Below are 20799 nucleotides of genomic sequence, written 5' to 3'. Positions count from 1 at the left end.
GTCCGGGATCAGAGGCCTTGCCTGGTAACATGTCTTTGATCCGATCCCATTGATCATCTTTGAGTACTGTGCGAGCCATAGCAAACCAAATTCACATACTTTAGCTCACTATCAGCTGCCTTTCCGGTCTGGTTTCCAGCAATATGATTGAACGGTTAGATGATAACGCCGCCTAGTGCGGCCAGGGGCTAATATCCCTGGAGCCTCAAACCTGTGTCGTGTTGCGCTTCACTGCGTTCAGCAGCAACCTACCCGGCTTCAAAACACGGCCCTGTAGGTTGCTGCTGAGCATCGCGAAGCGCAACAGAGCTTGGTAGCTTTCATTTGGCATTTTCATGGGAATAAGCGCTTGACTCAGCTAATCCTTAGTCCGGTTGAAAATGCATTTCGGTTTGAGCCAAGGAAGTGCATTCTTTGATACTGGTTCAGGTGGGTTCAACGGTCAGATAGAGCGTTCCGGTATAGACCCCGGCGGGCTTGCCCGCAATCCACTGGTCCAGGACCACAATCCTTACTTTGTTGTTTGTCCCTCCATTGCAGTTGATGTTGTTGCTGCCATTACCCGCATTCAACCAGTTGCCGGGCGAAACCGTTTCGAGCCGGTTGCTGGCATTCTCAAGGCGTACGCGGTAGTCAATGGTATTACTGGCATTGGTTAATGAAAACGGGTCTGAAGCCCCCGGGCCGCCGCTGGCACGAATTCGGTAGTCCCCTCCTCCGGAGACAAAGACACAGAAAGGCTCTTCCTGCCTATAGCGGTTGTTGCCCCTTTCAGTCAGGATCATATCGTCCAGGCCGCTGATTTTCACCAGTGTTGGCAGTCGGACCGTGAAGTCAACATTGCTGTGATAACTGTCAGAGTCCTGGCCAACATCCACATTAAATGAGCCGGTATAGGTGCCCGGGCGGGCATTCTGGAGGTCAGTAGAAAGTACCTCAAAGCGAACCCAGGCCTGGGAGTTCGGTTTGTCATTGCAGGATTTTGCCCCTTGCTGATCAGAGGTCAGGTTGCCTGGTCCGGGAGACTCCCAAACCGATGCTCCGTTGACTGGAGCACCGCCTTTCCATTTGAAGGACACGGGCAGCTGATTATTACTGTTTTCAAGAATAAATGTGTTATTGCTTTTATTACCATCCAGCTGAACATCAAAAGGAAGAAGGTTCCAGGCGTTTGGGTTGCTGTTGGGGGAGGGCCTTGTGTAGGAAAGAATACAGTATTCTTGTTCCCCAAAAACCACCGTACTGCCATTGGTGATGTCTTTATTCTGAAGGGTAATCTGAGAGTTTTCCAGACCAATGACATCAGTACAGCTTTCTCTATTGTTGGAAAAATCCTTGCATTCAAGCTGTGCAAAAGCCTGACTGCTCCAGGTGCTGATCAGTATAAGGTTGAGTGTAACGATGGTGGAAAAAAAGCAAACCAGATGCTCTCTCTTCATAGAGAGTACTCCCTAACTGCTCATCATACGGCTTCTACGACAATGGTTACTGTATCCCTGTAAATGCCTGCTGATGCATTTTGGTTATCACTGGCCTGAACGCGAACTTCCAGCTCCATATTATTCTGAAAGTAATTCTGACAGTTTTGGCTGTCAGAACCAAGCCAGTTCTGGTAACTGTCCATAGGGGTGATCCGGGTTGGGTTGCCTCCGGTTTCACGCATCCATAACTGATACGACAGTTCACTGCTGCCCTGTTTCAGCACAAAGTTATTGGCGTCATTCTGCCCATAGGCCTTCAGCTGGAACGGGCTGCCCCCCTGGGAAAATATGCAGAATGCTTTCCACCCGCTGGAAGCGGCACCTCCGTCGTCGGTACCAAAAACGACGTTACTTAAGCCACTGACCCGGACTCGTTTGGGGATCCGGATATCAAAAGAAAAGTTTGATGTGTCATCGTATGTCCATTGACCCCGTTCAACACCATACAGTGCTAAATTCGAGCGATAGGTTCCCGGGAGGGCCTGGTCCAGTACCGAGTTATTCACCGTAAAGGTCATGGTGCCGTCCACCTGGCGGTAGTTGCCTGGTGACAGCTCTGACGACTCGACACCGTTGAGCAATTCCAGACTGTTTGAGCCCTGGGCAAACTGAACCTTGCTGATAACGACAGTACTCCCGGACAGGCCGTCATTGTCCAGTCGATCCAGGTCAAAATCCGATGCGGTCAGCTGGTAGTTTTCTTCCAGCTGAAAGTCCTCACAACCGATTCCCCACCAGTTTCCAGGTGTGACCCCGCGGCAGGACTGAAGTTTCATGGGAATCGAAATCTCAATATCTCCTGTATCCCATTCCGTCAGTTGATGCACATAGCTTCTCTGGCTGAAAGCGAACAGAGCCTCAGCGGATTCGGGGAAGGCTGATAACAGCGCGAACCCGCCAGCAACGGTTTTTGCTCCAATCCATTTATTGTGTCTGAGCAGCATTAATGCTCCTCCATGATATCCATATCATCCCGCTTGCTGATGGCCAGCTGGCCTTCCAGCACCGGGGCGCACTCGGTATTTTTCAGGTCAACACTGCCAACCTGCAGTACATAGCCGCTTTCAAGAGGCTCCACCGGCAGCTGGCAGATCCAGCCGTTTTTCAGCTCTATCTGAAGCGCACCCACATCGGAGCGGGTTTCCAGCTGGAACATGCCAATGTCATCGGTACTGCCCGGGTAAAGACCACCGTTGATTCGGGCACCATCCAGCGGCTCACCATTAAACAGCAGTCGTCCAAACAGCAGTTGCAGGGGAACGGCTTCATAATCCAGTGTCACCACATTGCCGGGGTACAGTGTGACGGACTTTTCCCGCTCATCGAAACTGTACAGGGTTTCTCCCGCTGGGCTCAGGGTGACCCGATACTGTTCAAACGGAGACAAGGCAATAATGGAAGGGGTGCCGGCAATGGCGTATCCCCGGCGCTGTCCATTCACTTTAACGTCAAATACATCCCCTTCACGTCCCTGCAGGTTCACCACCAGGGCACTTTCAGCCCTTTGCTCCCCTCCCATGGCAATCACCTCACCATCCGTGAGGAAGCTGGTGCTCAGGCTGCCTCCCCAGGAGGTCACGTTCTCTGTATCGCCTCTGGCATGGTTGATGCTCATGGTGCCCCGGCCATAATGATTGGCGTATTGGGCACTGGCGTCGAAGCGCTCATTGCTGGAGCCGGCTTCCACGCCGCCGTTGAATCTCAGGTCTCCATCGTACCGGTCCCCGTCTTCCCAGGATGCGGACAGTCTGACCCTTTCGCTCCTGTCGGTTTCTTCATTATTCTTGCTGATCTCGGCCCTGGGGTTGGCCCGGAAATTCCATTGATCCATCCGGTAGCGAAAATTAATGCTGAGCAGTGCCACCCGGTTATCACCGGATTTACTCAGATTGATGCCAAAGTCAGCATCGTAGTCATAGGCCCGGAACAGGCTGCGCTGATAGATCAGGCTGTTGGATCGAACAGCGTCACTGTTTTCACTCATGTTATAGCTGTAGCGGTAGCTGAGACTGCCCCCGAGAAACTGGGAAGAGGCAGAGAGTGATCGCTGGTCAAAACCATCGCCCAGTAATGAGGGGTTGTCCGGATCATTGATGGCAGGGGGATCACGCCAGAGGCGGCGATAGTTGCCATTAATGGACACAGGCCCCAGATAAAGGCGGCTGTTGATATTCACCCCTTTGCTGCCCTCTTTTGCCAGCATGATGGAGGGGGAGAGTTCGTAGCGATAGCCAAAGTTATAGAGGCCGAACTCAATCAGGGCGTCGTCTTTATTGGCCGCCACGGCGCCGGTGGCCGCCAGGGTGTCCATCAGTCTGCGGCTGGCGCCCCCCCGGGTCAGCCATTGCTCTGTTAACTCCGGGAGTGCGCTTTCAGACTCACGGGTGACCACCCGGCCAGATTCTGCAAAGAACAACCATTCATCCATGGGAGGAATCTGGTTCTGTTTGGCAAAAAAACGGTTTTCCGTAGAAATCAGATTGGCCTGTTCGTCCAGAATGCGGATTTCTATGTCGTACGCCCCGCTGGGGAAACTGGACGTATCCAACAGCTGGGAACCGGCTTCATAGAAGGCACTGCTGATCAGCCTGCCGTCTTTATGGATTTCGACCCGCCCTCTTACCGGGAGAAATACTTCCACTGGCATCCCCCCGGAAAAGTCGATATCTTCTCGGGTATTGTCTGAGCTGTTGATTCTTGCACCGATCATGGGCTGATCTGAGGTCAGGTTGAGACCGAAGCCGCTGGTGGAGAGAAGGCCTGCGTTGTATTCCAGCCCTTCAAAATCCCGCTGTCCGTAAAGCTGGTTAACGGAAAAGTGGTTGCTGTCGGAGTAGTCCCAGCTCCAGTAAAGGCTGTTTTCGCGCCATGAGGCCATGGTCAGACCATTCAGGGTATAGCTGGATTCACTGTTTTCAGCGTCAGAGCCGGAAAGGGCGCCGGAAAAGTTCTGCATCAGGGCAAAACCAGCATCCGAGGGGGGCAGAAACTTCCGGATATCTGCGGCCCGGGTCAACATAAAGCGGCGGTTGATGAAGACATCCACCCGGAACCGGGACTCATCAAAAATGACTCCGGCTACCGGTGGTGTCAGCAATCCACAGTCCTTGCTGACAGCTTGGGAAGCGCCGGGCGGGCAGGTCTGGTCCGGGTTGCTGTTGAGTTCTCCGGTCAGGGCGCTGGTGATGAGTGTCGGGTCATTGAGGTTGCCGATCAGGCGGACGATCTCGGCTGGGTTGGGCAATTCCACTTTTCCCGGGCGGAAGGAGGCCAGCTGGGAAGTGATATACCGGTTGCCAAAATAGATATCCACCAGTGATTGCTGGGTCTGGCTGAGGTCTTCAAAGCCGGAAGGTGGAGTGTTTGCTGCCAGAAAAATGGGCTCAGCCGCAACGGCTCCCATGTGCACCAGAGAGGACATGGAAAGTGCGAAAATCTGGATGTGAATGCACTTCAAACTGCGCATAGGTGACTGCAGCTTCCATTATCCGTTACATATTCACTGTGACGCCACGGGCCTTTTGAACACTAGGGCGAACAGATCCTTATGACCGGTAACCGATGTATGGGTTACCGGTTTTTTTATGCAGCTGATTGTCGGCCCGCGGGCGGGCCGACCCGCCGGTTGGATTACAAAGGAGTAACGGTCAGGGTGACCAGGTCGTAGTAAGAGCCTGCGGCAACGTTGCCAATGGCTGTCGTGTCCCCAACAAACTGGATGCTGAGGGAGGTTTTGGCTTTTGACTGGCTTGCGCAGTCGTCATTGCCGGGATCAGGCTGGTTGCTCAGAGAGCCTGCGAAAAGGTTGCCAGTATCCGTCTGGGCACTTTCATTAACGTCAAAATCGTTTCCTGCCGGGTCGGAAATGGATACTGTGTAGGCTAGGCTGGTGCCTGGATCTGCGGCCCCAGTCACAGCATTAACCAGTTTGAAAGTATTTAAGCTTTCAATTTCCATTTCATACTGGTTGGAACCCGTATTACTTTTATTTGAGAAAACACAGAAGTCGTGGGTTTTGGCAGCACCATCGGATGCGTTGGCATCGGTCAGGTTCAGGTCTTCCAATCCCCAGATTCTTGCCTGATCGGCGTTTGAGAAAGTGATATCAAAGTCCCCGCTGGACGTAGCCCCAAGATCCCCCTGGTTGGCAGCCATTGCCCCGGTAGTCATTGATAAACCAGCCGAAACCGCCGCTGCCAGCGCAACACGCTTTATCATTCTCATTATTTGCCCCCACAGCTTTCCAGTGCTGTTCTTTAATAGTTGGTCGTTGTTGTTTATGACTTTGTGTTAATTATTTAATCAGCCTTTTTCGTGGTCTGTCACAACAGTTCACCACAGGCTTTACATAACTTTGAACTTTACGGGTTTACCAGAAATAGTCAACCATTCTGTGATATCTGTCACATTTTATTTCGGCTTGCCCTTATGGCTCTTGCTCTTTGTCTATGATTTTGTTTTGTGGGGGGATTATTTTTAATCATGGGTCTGATCTGTGAAGTTTGCAGTAAGCGCATTTTCGGCTGAGCTGCGAAACCAGCTAAGCTACTTCGATGGTATAAAACCTGAGCTACTATTAATAGACATCAATGACATCCCATTGTTTTCCCCATATGGATTTGAGGTTTCTGGACCATGGATCTGTCGCCCTACAGTCATCGACGCAGTGACAATAAACTGTGTCAGTTTGGCAAAACCTGCAATCTGATCGCCTTGTTTTTGACACTGGTGATGATCACTGGCTTTGCCCAGGCTGAGATCAAGCTGGATAAATTGATTTTCGACTTCAAACCCGGAAAGGCTCATCATGATGACCTCCGGGTGTTTAATAAGCACGAAAAAAATAACCTTTATGTCAACGTTGAGATCAGGGAGGTCATCCATCCGGGAACCGACAAGGAGCAGCGAGTTCTGCTGGAAGGTATTAAAAACCTGCCCCTGGTGATTACTCCCAACAAAATGGTGGTGCCTCCTGGTGGGAAGAAAAATGTCAGGGTCGTCGTACTGGCGGATGCAGGCAAGGTTGACCGTATTTTTCGCGCCGACTTCACCCCTGCAGAAGGGCCACTGAAAGCAAAAGCCAGCGGCATTAAATTAATTCTGGCTTACCAGATTCTGGTGATTGTTCGACCTGAAAAGCCGGTGGGTAATGTGATTTATGAGAGGAAGGGCGATCAGGTTCTGTTCCGCAACACCGGCAATACCAACGTCTATTTAAAAGGCGGAAGGCAATGCAATCCAAAGGATAAAAAGGACTGCAGGGAGCTTGATCCCCGTCGGCTATACGCAGGCAATGAGTGGTTGATGAAACCGCCTTTTCCGGGGCCATTTACCTATGACCTGGATGACGGCAATCAGGTGGTTACTCGTACTTTTGGTGATTAGTACAGAATAGTCCTTGTATCCTGATAATCTCAGCTTTGTGATGGCCGGGTTCTTATAGATTCTGTTTCCTTTTTTTGTTGCGCTTCACTTCGTTCAGCAGCAACCTACGTTAAAGTGGCTCTGGAATATAGGCTGCTGTTGAGCACAGCGAAGCGCAACCATTATCGCGTTACAGGGGCTCACAGGTTAATGGCCCGGTCAGAACAATCCCCCGGTGAACATCCAGTGACTCAGGAAGGACAACCCGGCATTTTGAACCATCGGGTAAAGCCACATCGAAAGTTCTTTTTCTGTCCAGAATTCTCGCCTGAAACAAGCCAAGGCTGTCCGTATCCGAAGTCCCGATCACCCCTTCCAGAAGTGCATTGCTGACCGGGTTGCCTTCCGGGTCCTCAAGCTGGCCGATTAACACCAGAACCTGCTCGATGTCCCAGCTGAGGGTTTGGATATTACCGGGATAAAGGGTAAATTCATGCTCAGCTTCGTCGTACTCAAAGTGACCTTCACCCTGTGGCCGGATAAAGACTTGGTAAGTGCTGAAGGGGGCCAGGCTGATCAGGGCGCTGTTACCAATGGTGCTATATCCCTGGCGCTGGCCGTTGATCCAGATATCAAAGCTGCCTCGCATTTTCCCATTCAGTTTGACCAGAAGGCCACTTTCGGTGCTTCCCCGGCCACCAAGAAATACGGACTCTCCATCGGTAATCAGGCTGGCGCTCAGCCGGCCTGAATAGGTGCTAACGGACGGTGCATCGTCAGTGCTCACGTGGTTAAGCCCGACGGATGTATCAAGATATTGGCCGTTAAAACGAATGCCTGCACTCACCGTTGAACTTTTTTCTGACTCTTCGGCAAATGCATCAATGGCCAGGTCATCCTGGAGCAGTTCCCGGTCATACCAGGTGGTTGCAAGGCGGTATTGTCTCTTTTGCTCTCTGGTTATGAGGCTCGGTTGCTCCTTTTTCAGTGTTCGTGTCTGGTGGCTGAGTTTGTTATATCCATAATAATGCCTCTGATTCAGTTCGATATTACCCAAAATGCTGAGATTGTTTTTTTCCCGGTCGCGGTTCTGGCTGACTTCGGTGCGAAAACGCAGTGCGAAATCCCCCAGGCTCCAAAGCATGCCGCTCCAGCTGATCGTGTCAGTGCGGGTTGTGCCAGCCTCTCCTTCCAGAGGGTGCTGTTGCTGGTAGACGCTTCGACGAAGCTCCAGGGAGCCACTGAACAGTGGCAGAGAAAAGCTGGCAGAACCTTGTTGAAAGCCATTATTAAGCAACTGAGGCCGGTTGCTGGCTCCCTCAGAAGATCCAAAGTGAATGGAAGTGCTGGAAAGACGCCGATAACTGAGTTGGGTGCTAAGGCGATGCCACTGTTTGAACAGATGGGAGGAATATCCAAACCGGCCCCTGTCAGCCAGCATGGCACTGACTCCCAGCTGGTAACTTTTTCCCAGTTTAAGCCAGGACAGCTCTGTCAGAGCCTCCTCGCTGCTGGCTGAGCCAGCGATAGACAGGCTACTGGTTTCATTGAGTCGGAAGTTGTAGCCCGTGCGGGTAACCAGTCCGTTTTGTAGAGTGGGCCAGACGCCTGTGACCTGGGGGTTGGCCCTTTGCCCCAGCTCAAAAAAGTACTGAGGGATGTCTGAAGGAGGAAGGAAGGTGGTTTTCACAAAGAAACGGGTTTCTTCATCCTGCAGAATGTTCCCATCGTAGACTTTAATGGTGATTTCATAAGCACCGGATGGAAAGCTTTGGGTATTGATCAGCTGATTACCCGCTTCCTGGAACTCAGTATGAATCAGTCTTCCATCACGGAGTACATCAACCCGGCCTCTATTGGTGCGGAAAACGGGCAGGCGGGTGCTTTGATTGAAGCCATCGTCCATCAGGGTTCTTGCTGAAGAGCCCATATGAACGCCAAGAAGGGTATGGTCAGGAGAAAATGTCAGGCCAAACCCCCGGCCGGGAATCAGTCCGGCATTGTAATAGAACCCCTGACGATCCGATGCCAGGGACAGGCTACGTATACCAAAACCCCGCTCTTTATCCTGATCCCAGCGGGACTCCAGGGATTTTTCACGGAAGGACAAGGTCGACTGGCCAAAGAATGTCCAGGTCTCACTGTCGGGTGAGTGACTGTCCCCGGAGGTGTGAGAGCCTGAAAACAGGAAATTTCCTGTTTGCAGAAAAGCCCCATCGGCACTTGAGGGAGGCAGAAAATGCAGGCCGGGCTGTCTGGGGGGAGGCAGGTAGTTTTTGTTAATGAGCAGTGTCAGTCGAAAGCGGGGTTCATCAAAGATTACCCCTGCCACATCAGGGTTGTATACAGGGCAATTGAGCCCTTCGCACAGAAAGTCATCGTGGCGGTCAAGGGGGCCGGAGAGGGCCTCAATCAACACTTCTTTCCGGCTGCTTTCCGGGATGTGCTTTACGACTTCGTCAGGGGTGGTGAATTCAATGGATTCCGGTGTGTAGACCACGGGTGTGGATATCAGAAAGCGTCCGCCAAAGAAAACATCGACTTTGGTTGTTTGGGGTTCTGTGAGCCGCTCGAACCCTTCGGGTATGCCACTTTCTTCAAAAATGGACTCTTCAGCTCCCCCCTCATCAGCTATTGCCGTTGTGCTGCATGTTTCAATAAAGAGTGGAGAAAGTAGGGCGGCCATCAGGGTAAGGTTTTTAATGCGCTTACTTAACCAGAGAAATCCGGTGTGTGAGCAGGCCTTATCCTTGTTGACGGCTATTAGTCGATAATTCTGGTTTTCCTTCACTATGGGCATTTGAGGGAGAATGATAAGGCAGTCCATTTCTCCCTTATCGGCGAGCCCGGTAGTTATTGCACTTCAAACGTCAGTCGCAGTGTCCCCCGGTACAGTCCGGCGCTGACTTTCTCGGCATCCTGCTTTAGAAGTGCAATCTGGAGGGTCAGGTTGTCCCTGCTGGAACAATCAGGGTGTTGGCTTCCGGTCAGGTTGGTAATGATTTCACCCGCTGTTACAGGGGAAAAGGTATGGAGGCCGGTTTTCAGGCTTACGTGATAATCAAGGCTTTCGGGCATGCTTGTGTTCTGCTTAAACAGCTCAAAAGCACCCTTCCGGGCGGACAGGCTTTCAACTTTCAGGTTGTAAAATCCTGGGGTGTTCCTGTAATAACAGAGTCTGACCTCTTTCCTGATGTCTTCCTGCCTGAAGGTACCCAGAGAAAGCTCACGGTCACCTCTGATACGGGTGATGGGGGGAATCCTGATTCGAATGATCAGGTTGTCTTCAAATAGCAGGTCCTGGTCTTTGTTTTTGACCGTCAGGTTAAGGTTTGCCTGGTACTCCCCCTGAGCCAGGTTCTCAAGGTTGCCAGTGCTCAGGATTTTCAGGGAGAGGAGGTTTTTTCCACAAACAGCAGAGGCATCGTCCAGATTGATGTCTTTCCCCACTTCTATTTTTACTGGTTGGCCATGGCTTGTCAGGTACAGCTCAATTGGGACGCTTCCCCGATGATTGGTGGCGGAAAAGGAGGTGTTGAACTGAGTGCTGTTCTTAACGTTAAACAGGTATTGAGGCTGAGGTGTTTTTTTTTTATCGATGAGGTTTTTTGTTTGAACACAGAAAGGCTGGAGGCTGTCAATCTGGCTTTGTTGTCCGTCCCATTCGAGGATAATTTCTCTGGGTAGGCCTTCCAGCTGTATCGTTTCTTCAGCGTTCAGTGATTGGATCAAGCCAGCTATAGTCAGAAAAACAAACGTTGCAACAGATGGTAAGAATAATAGCTTGTTCTTGTTCTGTTTTTTCTTCCAGGGATCCAACCAGGAGGAGGTAGGCGGCATTTATTGACATCCAAGTCAGTAGTGGTTGATATATTTATCTTACTATATGGATTTTTATCTATAGTAAGTAGTTTAAGTCAGCTATGAAATAATAGTTGCTTTCTATTGCTTTCTATTGCTTTATGGAAGGAACTTTGGGCTTGTTAAAGCCCAAAGTGTGGCGGTAACTCAGGTTTATTCTGGTTTGACTTTAAGTGTCAGAGTGGTATTTAGCGTATCTGCGCCTGCTTCTTTAGCTGTATTAGGCCTGGTTTTGGCAATCAATGTAGAGTTAAGATTACTACAGGCAGATTGTGAGGTTTGCGTTGAGATTTTTTCTAACTTTCCTCTGTTAATGACTTTCTCTTGGGTTCCTTTATCCTTGCTGGCATAGTAGATGTCGATTGGCAAGGCAGTGCTTTTATCAGCATTAAATACATAGAATTCTGACTTCAGCCCATCAACCTGTGAGGCCGGTAAACTCTTATCAAAGTCTGGTATAGCTCCTTCAATGGATAACTTCAACCCTTTGTTGGTATTGTTATACATACAAAAGTCCACCTGATCTTCAACTACCTGTTCTGGATTTTCAGGATCAATGTTCAGTTTAAGGCTGCTGTTAAATCCATTAGTCCCAGGGTTCCCATTTTGAGTTATTCCAAAGCTTTCCTCAATAGTTACTTCTACATCGATATTAATGGAGTCTGCCGCCAATGCATACTGTCCGATGGTAGTGATCAGCGCAGCCGCAGCGATGGTTCTGGTTGATTTAAAACGCATTATTTTCTCCCAAGATTGGCTTTCTGGTTATTGACCCGTGAGTTATTCATGGCCTTTCGTGGACTTTGAGGGCTTTCTTGGAAAAAAGTTCCGCATAAAAAAAGAAAAAACAGGCTGGATAACTCATTGAATAGAAGTGATTGATTTATCGAAGGAATTTCTTTGCCTGATCGTTTCGCTTATTATCCGTTCCACTTTTAAAAAATACCGGGGGCTGCAATGCTCGATGTTGTGCTTTATCAACCTGAAATTCCTCCGAATACCGGCAATATCATTCGCTTATGCGCCAATACCGGCTTTCGTCTTCATCTGATCCGGCCTCTGGGTTTTGAGCTGGATGATCAGCGCCTGAAGCGGGCCGGTCTGGATTACCATGAGTACGCCCCGTTGAAGATTCATAAGGATTTTCAGGCTTTTATTCAATCGGTAAAACCACAGAGAGTGATGGCTCTGAGTACCAAAGGGCGTTGCACCTACAGTGACTGTGAGTTTATGCCAGGAGATGCTCTAATGTTTGGACCGGAAACTCGCGGATTGCCTGCTGATATTCTGGAGTCGTTGCCTCCTGAACAGGTACTGAGACTGCCCATGCTGGCACAGAGCAGGAGCCTGAATCTGTCCAATACGGTGGCGGTGGTGGTCTATGAAGCCTGGAGACAGTTGGGCTTCAATGGAGGTCAGTAGTTCGGCTCCCGTTTGGGAGCCGACCGGATGATTGCCGTGCTTAATTGACGGCTTCTGGAGCACCCTGCTGTTCCAGTGCCTGCATGTACAGGGCGTCGAAGTTGACCGGAGCCAGCATCAGTGGAGGGAAGCTGCCACGCAGAACCAGGTTGTCAACGGCTTCGCGGGCGTAGGGGAACAGAATGTTCGGGCAGAAAGCGCCCAGAGTGCGGTGCAGCTCTTCTTCACCCAGCCCCTTGGCCAGGAAAACACCTGCCTGGTGCACTTCTGTTACAAATGCGGTTTCCTTACTCTCTTCAGAGCCATTTTCAACGGTGACCGTCAGGGACAGAACGACCTCATACAGCCCTTCTTCCAGTGGCCGGTTGCTGGTGCTCAGGTCCAGTTTGACCTCAGGCTGCCATTGCTTCTGGAAGATTTCCGGTGCCTTGGGGGATTCAAAGGACACATCCTTCATATAAATACGCTGAAGGGCAAATTGCGGTTGTTCCTGCTGGTTCTCAGCCATTTTCATTTCCTTGGTTTTAGACGTAATAAGCGATGTTTATCGGAGGCAATTCTACTGCAAAAGTGAAAAACCGCCATTGATGGCGGTTTATTTTTAGCGGTTTACTTTTTAACCACTGGCAGATTGTCGGACGTCCAGGTGTTCATTCCCCCCTGGAGTCGGACAACATTGGTGATGCCTGCTGCTTTCAGGGTTTTGCCCGCCGAGCCACTGTGTTGCCCCATGGCGTCAACAATAATAAGGCTTTTGTCGCCATGCTTTTCCAGCTCTGATGCCCTTTCTTTCAACTTCAGATGGGGAATATTGATGGCGTTGACAATGTGTCCTTTGGAAAAATCCGCCTTTTCCCGGACATCCACAACAACGGCCTTGTCCTGATTTACCAGCAGTGTCAGCTGTCCGGTGGAGATAGTCTGGCCGCCCTTGCGCATTTCCGTGAAGGCCAGGGCACTGGCCAGGGCCACGAGCGCGCCGATATGCAGGGGGTGGTTGATCACAAACTCGATAAATTGTTCCATGCCAAAAAGCTGTCAATCTGTAATATTGAAGGAGGGGAGTATACTGTTCCAGTGTCAGGAAAGTAAGCGGATGATTAGGATTCTTTCCCAGCTTATGACAAAGCTATGGAAGAGCGCTTACTTACCACAAGACGGCAGTAGTTATCGACGGTTGTCAGAGATAATCACAGGTTGACGGCTTTTTTGTCCCTGTTTTTTCAAAAGGGCATAATCACTGGAAACCGGCGGCGAAGCAGGTAGAATGCGACACCACTCTCTATATACAAGCCTCTATTCAAGCCTTTATACCGCAAGGTTGAACCCATGACTGACAAGCGCATCCCAACAGCCCTGATTATTCTCGATGGCTATGGCCATCGCGAAGCAACCGAAAGCAATGCTATCTATGCCGCCAGTACGCCGGTGATGGATCGTTTGCAGAAAGAGAATCCTCACAGTTTTGTCTCCGGTTCCGGGCTGGATGTAGGCCTGCCTGACGGCCAGATGGGCAACAGTGAAGTGGGCCATATGAACCTTGGGGCTGGCCGTGTTGTCTATCAGGACTTCACCCGCATCACCAAGTCCATTCAGGACGGTGATTTTTTTGAAAATCCCGCGTTTACCAATGCTGTGGACAAAGCCGTTGCCGCTGGCAAGGCGGTGCATATCATGGGGTTGATGTCTCCTGGTGGCGTGCACAGCCATGAAGATCATATTCACGCCATGGTTGAGCTGGCGGCAAAGCGGGGAGCCAAAGCAGTCTATGTGCATGCGTTTCTTGATGGCCGGGATACCCCTCCCCGCAGCGCAGAAGCCTCTCTGGCAAAGTTGGATGAGGCACTGAAAAACAAGGGCATTGGCCGGATTGCCAGTCTGATTGGCCGTTACTATGCCATGGATCGTGATAATCGTTGGGAGCGGGTTCAGGAAGCGTATGACCTGATCACCGATGGCAAGGCGGAATATACGGCTGCCACCGCTGTGGAAGGGCTGAAAGCCGCTTATGAGCGGGATGAAAACGACGAGTTTGTGAAAGCCACTGTGATTGGCGACCAGCCCGCTGCCCTGAACGATGGCGATGCCCTGGTATTTATGAACTTCCGTGCTGACCGTGCCCGGGAAATTACCCGCGCCTTTGTGGAAAAAGACTTTGATGGTTTCCAGCGCAGTCGTAAGCCAGAGCTGGCCGGTTTTGTCATGCTGACCCAGTATGCCGCCGATATTGATACAGTCTGTGCTTTCCCGCCAGCAGAACTTCCCAATACTCTGGGTGAGTACATGGAGAAGCTGGGCAAGACCCAGCTGCGTATCGCGGAAACGGAAAAATACGCCCATGTGACCTTCTTCTTCAGCGGTGGCCGTGAAGCGCCTTTCCAGGGAGAAAGCCGGGTGCTGGTGAACTCCCCCAAAGTCGCCACCTATGACCTGCAGCCGGAAATGAGCGCTCCGGAAGTGACCGACCGGCTGGTGGAAGAAATCCGCAGTGGACAGCATGACTTGATCATTTGTAACTATGCCAACTGCGATATGGTGGGACATACCGGTGTCTTTGATGCTGCCGTGAAAGCGGTAGAGGCTGTTGATGAGAGCATTGGTCGTGTGATTGCTGCCCTGGAAGAGGTGGGTGGACAATGCCTGATTACGGCGGACCATGGTAATGCTGAGCAGATGCAGGATCCATCCACAGGGCAGGCTCATACTGCTCATACCTGTGAGTTGGTGCCTCTGGTTTATTCCGGACCAAAGAACATCACGCTGAACAACGGTATTCTTTCGGATCTGGCTCCCACTCTGCTGGACCTGATGGAGATTCCTCAGCCGGAAGAGATGACGGGCAAGTCACTGCTGGTGTGAGCGGCTTTAACGTTATTTAAAAAGCGATAGATTGTGGATAAGTGTGGTTTCACACTTATCCACAGAGAGACAGGCCGAAATATCAGGCCACAATGTCCAGCAGCTCAACCTCAAAGATCAGTGTGGTGTAGGGGCCAATGGCACCACCGGCACCGCGCTCACCATAAGCCAGGTTGTAAGGCACGAACAGGCGCCACTTGGAGCCCACATTCATCATCTGCAGGGCTTCTGTCCAGCCTGCGATAACACCGCCCACCGGGAACTCCGCAGGTTCACCGCGCTGAACGGAGCTGTCAAATACTGTTCCGTCAATGAGGGTCCCGTGGTAATGAGTCCGCACGGTGGAGGAGCGGGTGGGTTTGTCACCATTGCCTTCTGCCAGCACCTGGAACTGCAGGCCGGAATCCGTCACCTGAACTTCATCCCGCTTGGCATTTTCTGCCAGGAATTTTTCACCCTCAGCGGCCAGTACTTTCGCTTTCTCCGCTTCTTCTGCCTGGAGGCGCTGCTGCATTTCGCTGAATGCTGCGTGCAGGTCGGCCTGGGAAACCGCGCTTTCCACTCCATTCAGGGAGTCGGCCAGACCGGCCAGAACGGCATCGATAGAGAGGCCGGCAATAGGGTTGGAGGAGAGCTGATCGCCCATCTGGCGGCCGATGCCGTAGCTCACCCGCTCTTCCATGGTTTGGTATTTATCAGTCATTCAGTGTCAACTTCGTTAGTGAATGGAGCCAGCGGGCGAGTATATCACGGTTACAGGGAAATCAGCTCACCTTCCCGGGTCACCTCCCAGGTGCCCAGGTCCCGGGCAAGGTCAATGGTGCCATCGTAGAATTCACTGGCTTCCTGTTGAATGACTTTGACACTGGCAGGTCCGGCCTTGGCTGATAACCGGTAGCGGCCACTGAAATGGGTAAGGATAAGGTTAGGGACCCCGCTTTTCTGTGCGGCTTCGGCCACCATTCTGGCTGAACTGTGCATCCATGTGGAGCCCACTTTCTGCAGCACTTCATCGGTCATGGTGGCTTCATGCACCAGAAGATGGGCTTGCATCAAGGCATTGATCAGCAGTTCCGGCTGGTCATTGTCACCGGCAATCACTGCAACCCTGCTGTTGGGCGGTGGCTGCATCACCTGTTCCGGGTGAATGATGGAGCCATCTTCCAGAGTGACGGATTCTCCTCTCTGCAGACTGCCCCAGAGGGGGCCTCTAGGTACGTTCAGATGCTCCAGGCGATTCTGGTCCAGCTGGGTGCTGACGGTTTTTTCTATAAACCGGTAAGCAAAAGAGGGAACTCTGTGGGACAGTTCATGGGCGGTGACTGAAAAGGCACTGTCGTGATACTCAAAGCCCTCGTGATCCGTTTTCTGAAAGTGCAGTTCAAAAGGCAGGTCGGTCACGGCAGCGTAATGCAGGGCCGCCTCCACAAACGGTTGAACACCGTCCGGTGCACAGATGGTCAGGGGGGCTGTGCGTCCCTGCATGCTGGCGGAGGTGAGCAGCCCGGGTAAACCGTACATATGATCCCCATGGACATGGGTGATAAACACTGCTTTAAGGTTATTGAGGGTATAGCGACAGCGCAGCAGCTGGTGCTGGGTGCCTTCACCACAATCCACCAGATACCATTGTTTGCTGTCGTCAATGGCCAGAGCCAGTGCGGTGACATTGCGTTCGGTGGTGGGGGTGCCTGCGGAGGTACCCAGAAAGGTCAGTCTCATGGAGCCGCCATTAATGCATTGAGATTTTTATGGTAACCCAGACTGGCTTGCTTGAATATTCAGACTCTTCTTTATCAGAGCAACGATGGCGGCAAATGGTATTGTCAGTATGGCTGACGGTTTGGTTACAACGTTAACCCCATTGAACTGCTATACAAGCTTCTTGTTGCTTGGTAAGGAGGGCGTTCAATGAATATTAATATTCCACCAGCTGTAACGACTGGCTCAATGCAAACAGCGGGTTCTTCTGAGCCGATTGCATCAACATCCCGAGTTAGTGGTGTTTTACCCACTGTTTCTTTATCAAGAGTGAGAGCTGTTGAGCATTCTGCCAGCGCGTTGCAGGGTTCTGAAATGGTCACGCCTCCAATTGGAGCTGGTGAGAGTGACTTTGTTGATGTCAGGGCTGGAAAGCAGGGAGTAAGAAAGCGAAAAGCGGAGCCTATGGAGCAAGAAACTGAAGCAGTAGCCAAAAAAGTAAAAGTTTCACAGAAGCGCTTTTCTCCACATGCTGATGGAAGAAATGTGCTTTTTATACATTCAGAGGCTCTCCAAAAAACGGCTGTAGTCAGCTATCTGAAAAGTCAGAAAAATAATTTGAAGAGGCAGTTTACAGAAAAGCATAACAGGCAAAAGCCTGTAAGTTCAGATCAACTGGTAGAGTGGAGTAAGTTAATAAAGATGAAAGTTGGAGATGTTGATGAGTTTGTCAGACTTGTTATTAAGGCCTCAACACCTGAGGATTGGAGTGAGAAGTTTGATGAATTAATGGATTTTGTGGTGATTGTGGACGACGCCAGGCAATTGATCAAAACGGAAAAAGAGCTGGGAAGTTTGGCATTTTGACAGGCCGACCAAACAATATACTGGTCAGCCAGCCAGGAAGCCAGAAAGCCTGCCATTGATTTCATCCAGAGCTTCAGGATGGTGCCAGGCTTTTTGAATCTGGCTGACCAGGTCTTCATTGAGCCGTTTGCTGTTAATGATGCCTGCCATCTCTTTTTGTCCCATGCATTGCCCCTGTAAGCCGGTGCACAACGTACTCAGGGCTTGCAGCTGGTCAAACAGAGAGGTGGATGCCAGGGACTGACTGTCTATATGATCAATGGCATTCAAGGTTCTGGAGTGGAAGTGCCAGTGTTTTCCCAGCACTTTGAACACCTTGCGACAGGCTTCGGACTCATTGCCTTTGGCCGAATTCAGTTGTTCACACCAGCTCGTCTGTTCTTCCACTGACCATGCCCGCATCAGCAGACCAAAATCCCGCTGGGTGAAAGCCGGATTGAATCTCTGGAGTTTCCGGAATGCCTGTAGCCTGGGTCGGATACCTGACCATTCCATGTAAAGGCGCCCAAGGTCATCACAGAGCTGCTGGTAGTCTGAAGGGCTGTTGAGCAAGCCTGCTTCGCTCAGTTGTTGCTCCGTAACAGTGCCGGTCAAAGGTGGGGTTAGCTCCAGACAGTCTGAAGGATTTTGATTGCTCTCGGGCTCGTGTATTTCAGGGCGGGGAGTTTCCAGACTCCACTCAATGATGCCCCTGTGGTCTGGGGAGTGCGCTTCCGGTGAATTGCTCTTGTGCTTTTTAAAAAAGAGTTTGCTGACAAAATGGGCGAACCTTTCTTTGGGCATATTGGCAAGTCCTTTCCATAACGATCCGTAAGATAAAATCAGCCTGTGTTTTTACTCTAGTGCAGGAAAGCGCTTGTACCCAAACAATCTCTCTGAGATGGTCGGGCTCTGATCGCTTCTGTGCCTTTTTCAGTTGCGCTTCACTACGTTCAGCTGCAACCTACGTTAAAGTTGCTCAACCTGGAGGCCTTACAACCTTCTTATGCAACGCCTGCAGTAGGTTGCTGCTGAGCACAGCGAAGCGCAACAAAAGCCCTGAGGGGCAACGCATTGAAAAAATACGGCTCTCTCCTGCTTCATTGACATCTGACAAGATAAATAGAACAAGTGCTCCATATACTCAGGTCAAACCCAATAACAATGAGAACCTGCAGGAGGAGAGCTCCATGGCCAACCGTCATAGCGACCCTATTCGAAACCTGGCCCTGCTTGGACATGCGGGCAGTGGCAAGTCCACCCTGGTGGAAGCCCTGCTGCAAAGAGCGGGTAATAAACCGCTTCAGGAAGGGCAGGGCAGGGGGACCCCCATCACCGATTTCACCCGGCAGGAGCAGGAGGCCGGGCACTCTCTGGAAACAGCGCTTTTTCACCTCAACCACCACCAGACCCGCATTAACCTGATTGACACCCCTGGAAACCCGGACTTCTTTGGCCGGGCCATGAGCATTCTGCCCGCTGTTGAGTCGGCAGGGCTGGTGGTCAATGCCAAACAGGGTGTTGAACGGGTAACCCGCAAGGCTTTTGAACTGATGCAGCAACGGGACAAGTGCGGGCTGATTATTATCAATCACTGTGATGCTTCTGAAGCAAAAGCAGAACAAACCCTTCTGGAACTGCAGCGGTTATTTGGCAGTTGCTGTCTGCCTATCAACCTGCCCTCGAAGGATGGCTCCCGGGTGGTGGACTGCTATTTCAGTCCGGAATACAACGCGGAAGTCGCTTTCAGCTCGGTGACCCAGGCCCATGACACGCTTGTTGAGCAGGTGATCGAAATGGATGAAGGGTTGATGGAGCTTTATCTGGAGCAGGAACAGAGCATTGAGCCGGCCCAGCTCCATGATCCCTTTGAACAATGCCTGAGGGAAGGCCATTTGCTGCCGGTGTGTTTTGTGTCAGCCAGAACCGGGGCAGGCCTGGGTTTGCTGCTGGATATTATTGCCGAGTTGATGCCCACGCCCTGGGAGGGAAATCCCCCGCTGTTTATGAAAAAGGCTGTGGGCGAAGAGGCGGGTGGAGCACCCGTTGAAGTGGTTTCAGATCCTGACCGCCATACCATTGCCCATGTCTTCAAGGTGGTGACGGACCCTTTTGTGGGACGAATGGGTGTCTTCCGTATCCATCAGGGAACCATTCACAATGGCAGCCAGCTGTTCGTGGGAGAGGATAGAAAAGCTTTTCGGGTCAACCATCTTCTGAAGCTTCAGGGAGCAGAGCATATTGAAGTAGACAGTGCCGGCCCGGGGGAGATCTGTGCAGTGGCCAAGGTTGACAGCATTCACTTTGATGCGGTGCTCCATGACTCTCACGATGAAGACCACTTCTATCTGAAACCCCTAGGTTTTCCTCCCTCCATGAGCAGCCTGGCGATTACCCCGGTTCGTCACGGCGATGAGCAGAAGCTTTCCGATATTCTGCATAAGGTGCTGATTGAAGATCCGAGCATCCGGCTGGAACATAACGAGCAATACAATGAAACCATTATCAGTGGCCTGGGGGATGGTCATCTGCAGGCGGTTCTGGCACGAATGAAGGAAAACCATGACCTGGAAGTCAGAACTTCCGAGCCTGGCATTCCTTATCGCGAAACCATTCAGAAGCCTGCGGAAGGCCATCATCGACACAAAAAGCAGAGTGGTGGTGCCGGACAGTTTGGCGAGGTCTTCCTCAGAATAGAGCCCCTGGAAAGAGGCGCCGGTTTTGAGTTTGCCAGCGAAGTGGTGGGAGGCGCGATTCCCGGTCCGTTTATTCCAGCGGTTGAGAAGGGGGTTCTTGAAGTAATGAACTCGGGTGCCATAGCTGGCAGCCCCATGCAGGATATTCGCGTGGTGGTTTATGACGGCAAGCACCACAGTGTGGACTCCAAGGAAATTGCATTTGTCACTGCCGGTCGAAAGGCGTTTCTGGATGCGGTCAGTCAGGCCAGTCCGGTCATCCTTGAGCCCTATGTGAGCCTGGAAGTAAGGGCACCGGACTGGAGTGTGGGTGATATTACCGGCCATCTGGCGTCAGACCGGGGAATGGTGACCGGCACCGAAGCCCTTGATAATGGCTTTGTCTGTGTTCGGGCAGAGATCCCCCTGGCCAGTATGTCCGGCTATAGCAACCTGTTGAAATCCATTACCTCCGGTGAAGGTGAGTTTGTTATGGAGCTCAGCCATTATGAAGCGGTGCCTGCGGATATCCAGAAGGCATTGATTCGCTCAGATCAAACGCTCCATTAAAGGCTGAGTTTTTCCTGCCT

General features: G+C 51.4%; 17 protein-coding genes. 5 read left to right on the top strand and 12 right to left on the bottom strand.

The window, feature by feature from the left end; all coding sequences use genetic code 11:
* Positions 1-425: 425 nt before the first annotated feature.
* The 4 genes from ACNRUY_RS16730 to ACNRUY_RS16715 all read right to left on the bottom strand — a co-directional run bounded on the left by ACNRUY_RS16730 (position 426) and on the right by ACNRUY_RS16715 (position 5705).
* On the bottom strand, positions 426-1439 hold the full coding sequence (locus tag ACNRUY_RS16730) for a hypothetical protein (RefSeq protein ID WP_488112792.1): 1014 nt from the start codon (positions 1437-1439) through the stop codon (positions 426-428).
* Between the two features lie 23 nt (positions 1440-1462).
* Positions 1463-2425: a hypothetical protein gene (locus ACNRUY_RS16725; RefSeq protein ID WP_488112791.1), complete on the bottom strand. Its 963-nt coding sequence runs from the start codon at positions 2423-2425 to the stop codon at positions 1463-1465.
* Complete coding sequence (locus tag ACNRUY_RS16720) at positions 2425-4947, bottom strand: TcfC E-set like domain-containing protein (RefSeq protein ID WP_488112790.1); 2523 nt, start codon at positions 4945-4947, stop codon at positions 2425-2427. The genes ACNRUY_RS16725 and ACNRUY_RS16720 overlap by 1 nt, the downstream gene beginning before the upstream one ends.
* A gap of 164 nt (positions 4948-5111) precedes the next feature.
* Positions 5112-5705 (bottom strand): hypothetical protein, encoded by a 594-nt coding sequence (locus tag ACNRUY_RS16715; protein ID WP_488112789.1) that lies wholly within the window; start codon positions 5703-5705, stop codon positions 5112-5114.
* Between the two features lie 411 nt (positions 5706-6116).
* Here ACNRUY_RS16715 and ACNRUY_RS16710 point away from each other — a divergent pair, with 411 nt between their 5' ends.
* Positions 6117-6866, top strand: coding sequence for a fimbrial biogenesis chaperone (locus tag ACNRUY_RS16710; protein ID WP_488112788.1), 750 nt, complete (start codon positions 6117-6119; stop codon positions 6864-6866).
* 169 nt (positions 6867-7035) lie between these two features.
* On the opposite strand, the gene ACNRUY_RS16705 is transcribed toward ACNRUY_RS16710, so the two are convergent.
* From ACNRUY_RS16705 to ACNRUY_RS16695, 3 genes are all read right to left on the bottom strand, one after another.
* Entirely contained in the window at positions 7036-9672 is a 2637-nt protein-coding gene (locus tag ACNRUY_RS16705; RefSeq protein WP_488112787.1) for a TcfC E-set like domain-containing protein, read from the bottom strand.
* A 26-nt stretch (positions 9673-9698) separates the two neighbouring features.
* Positions 9699-10577 carry a hypothetical protein gene (locus tag ACNRUY_RS16700; protein WP_488112786.1) on the bottom strand — a complete coding sequence of 293 codons (879 nt, stop codon included), beginning with the start codon at positions 10575-10577 and terminating at the stop codon, positions 9699-9701.
* A 282-nt stretch (positions 10578-10859) separates the two neighbouring features.
* Positions 10860-11444 (bottom strand): hypothetical protein, encoded by a 585-nt coding sequence (locus tag ACNRUY_RS16695; protein ID WP_488112785.1) that lies wholly within the window; start codon positions 11442-11444, stop codon positions 10860-10862.
* Between the two features lie 219 nt (positions 11445-11663).
* On the opposite strand from ACNRUY_RS16695, the gene trmL reads away from it, so the two are divergent.
* Positions 11664-12128, top strand: a complete 465-nt coding sequence (trmL, locus tag ACNRUY_RS16690) for a tRNA (uridine(34)/cytosine(34)/5-carboxymethylaminomethyluridine(34)-2'-O)-methyltransferase TrmL (protein ID WP_488112784.1) — start codon at positions 11664-11666, stop codon at positions 12126-12128.
* 40 nt (positions 12129-12168) lie between these two features.
* Here the strand turns inward: trmL and secB are convergent, their stop codons facing one another.
* On the bottom strand, positions 12169-12636 hold the full coding sequence (gene secB, locus ACNRUY_RS16685) for a protein-export chaperone SecB (RefSeq protein ID WP_488112783.1): 468 nt from the start codon (positions 12634-12636) through the stop codon (positions 12169-12171).
* Between the two features lie 101 nt (positions 12637-12737).
* Positions 12738-13154, bottom strand: a complete 417-nt coding sequence (locus ACNRUY_RS16680; RefSeq protein ID WP_488112782.1) for a rhodanese-like domain-containing protein — start codon at positions 13152-13154, stop codon at positions 12738-12740.
* A 303-nt stretch (positions 13155-13457) separates the two neighbouring features.
* Here ACNRUY_RS16680 and gpmM point away from each other — a divergent pair, with 303 nt between their 5' ends.
* Entirely contained in the window at positions 13458-14987 is a 1530-nt protein-coding gene (gpmM, locus tag ACNRUY_RS16675; protein ID WP_488112781.1) for a 2,3-bisphosphoglycerate-independent phosphoglycerate mutase, read from the top strand.
* An 82-nt stretch (positions 14988-15069) separates the two neighbouring features.
* On the opposite strand, the gene bamJ is transcribed toward gpmM, so the two are convergent.
* Together bamJ and ACNRUY_RS16665 are read right to left on the bottom strand one after the other, a co-directional pair.
* Positions 15070-15690 (bottom strand): BamJ family beta-barrel-assembly machinery protein, encoded by a 621-nt coding sequence (gene bamJ / locus ACNRUY_RS16670; protein ID WP_488112780.1) that lies wholly within the window; start codon positions 15688-15690, stop codon positions 15070-15072.
* Between the two features lie 50 nt (positions 15691-15740).
* Positions 15741-16709: a ribonuclease Z gene (locus ACNRUY_RS16665; RefSeq protein WP_488112779.1), complete on the bottom strand. Its 969-nt coding sequence runs from the start codon at positions 16707-16709 to the stop codon at positions 15741-15743.
* A gap of 189 nt (positions 16710-16898) precedes the next feature.
* Between ACNRUY_RS16665 and ACNRUY_RS16660 the strand changes: the two genes are divergently transcribed.
* Positions 16899-17555 (top strand): hypothetical protein, encoded by a 657-nt coding sequence (locus tag ACNRUY_RS16660; RefSeq protein ID WP_488112778.1) that lies wholly within the window; start codon positions 16899-16901, stop codon positions 17553-17555.
* A gap of 24 nt (positions 17556-17579) precedes the next feature.
* On the opposite strand, the gene ACNRUY_RS16655 is transcribed toward ACNRUY_RS16660, so the two are convergent.
* Positions 17580-18338 carry a hypothetical protein gene (locus ACNRUY_RS16655; RefSeq protein WP_488112777.1) on the bottom strand — a complete coding sequence of 253 codons (759 nt, stop codon included), beginning with the start codon at positions 18336-18338 and terminating at the stop codon, positions 17580-17582.
* A 386-nt stretch (positions 18339-18724) separates the two neighbouring features.
* On the opposite strand from ACNRUY_RS16655, the gene fusA reads away from it, so the two are divergent.
* Positions 18725-20779 carry an elongation factor G gene (gene fusA / locus ACNRUY_RS16650; RefSeq protein ID WP_488112776.1) on the top strand — a complete coding sequence of 685 codons (2055 nt, stop codon included), beginning with the start codon at positions 18725-18727 and terminating at the stop codon, positions 20777-20779.
* Positions 20780-20799: the final 20 nt, after the last annotated feature.

Source organism: Endozoicomonas sp. Z74 (assembly GCF_057680865.1).
Note: the sequence above shows the minus strand (reverse complement) of the source record. Positions and strands in the feature narration are given on the sequence as shown.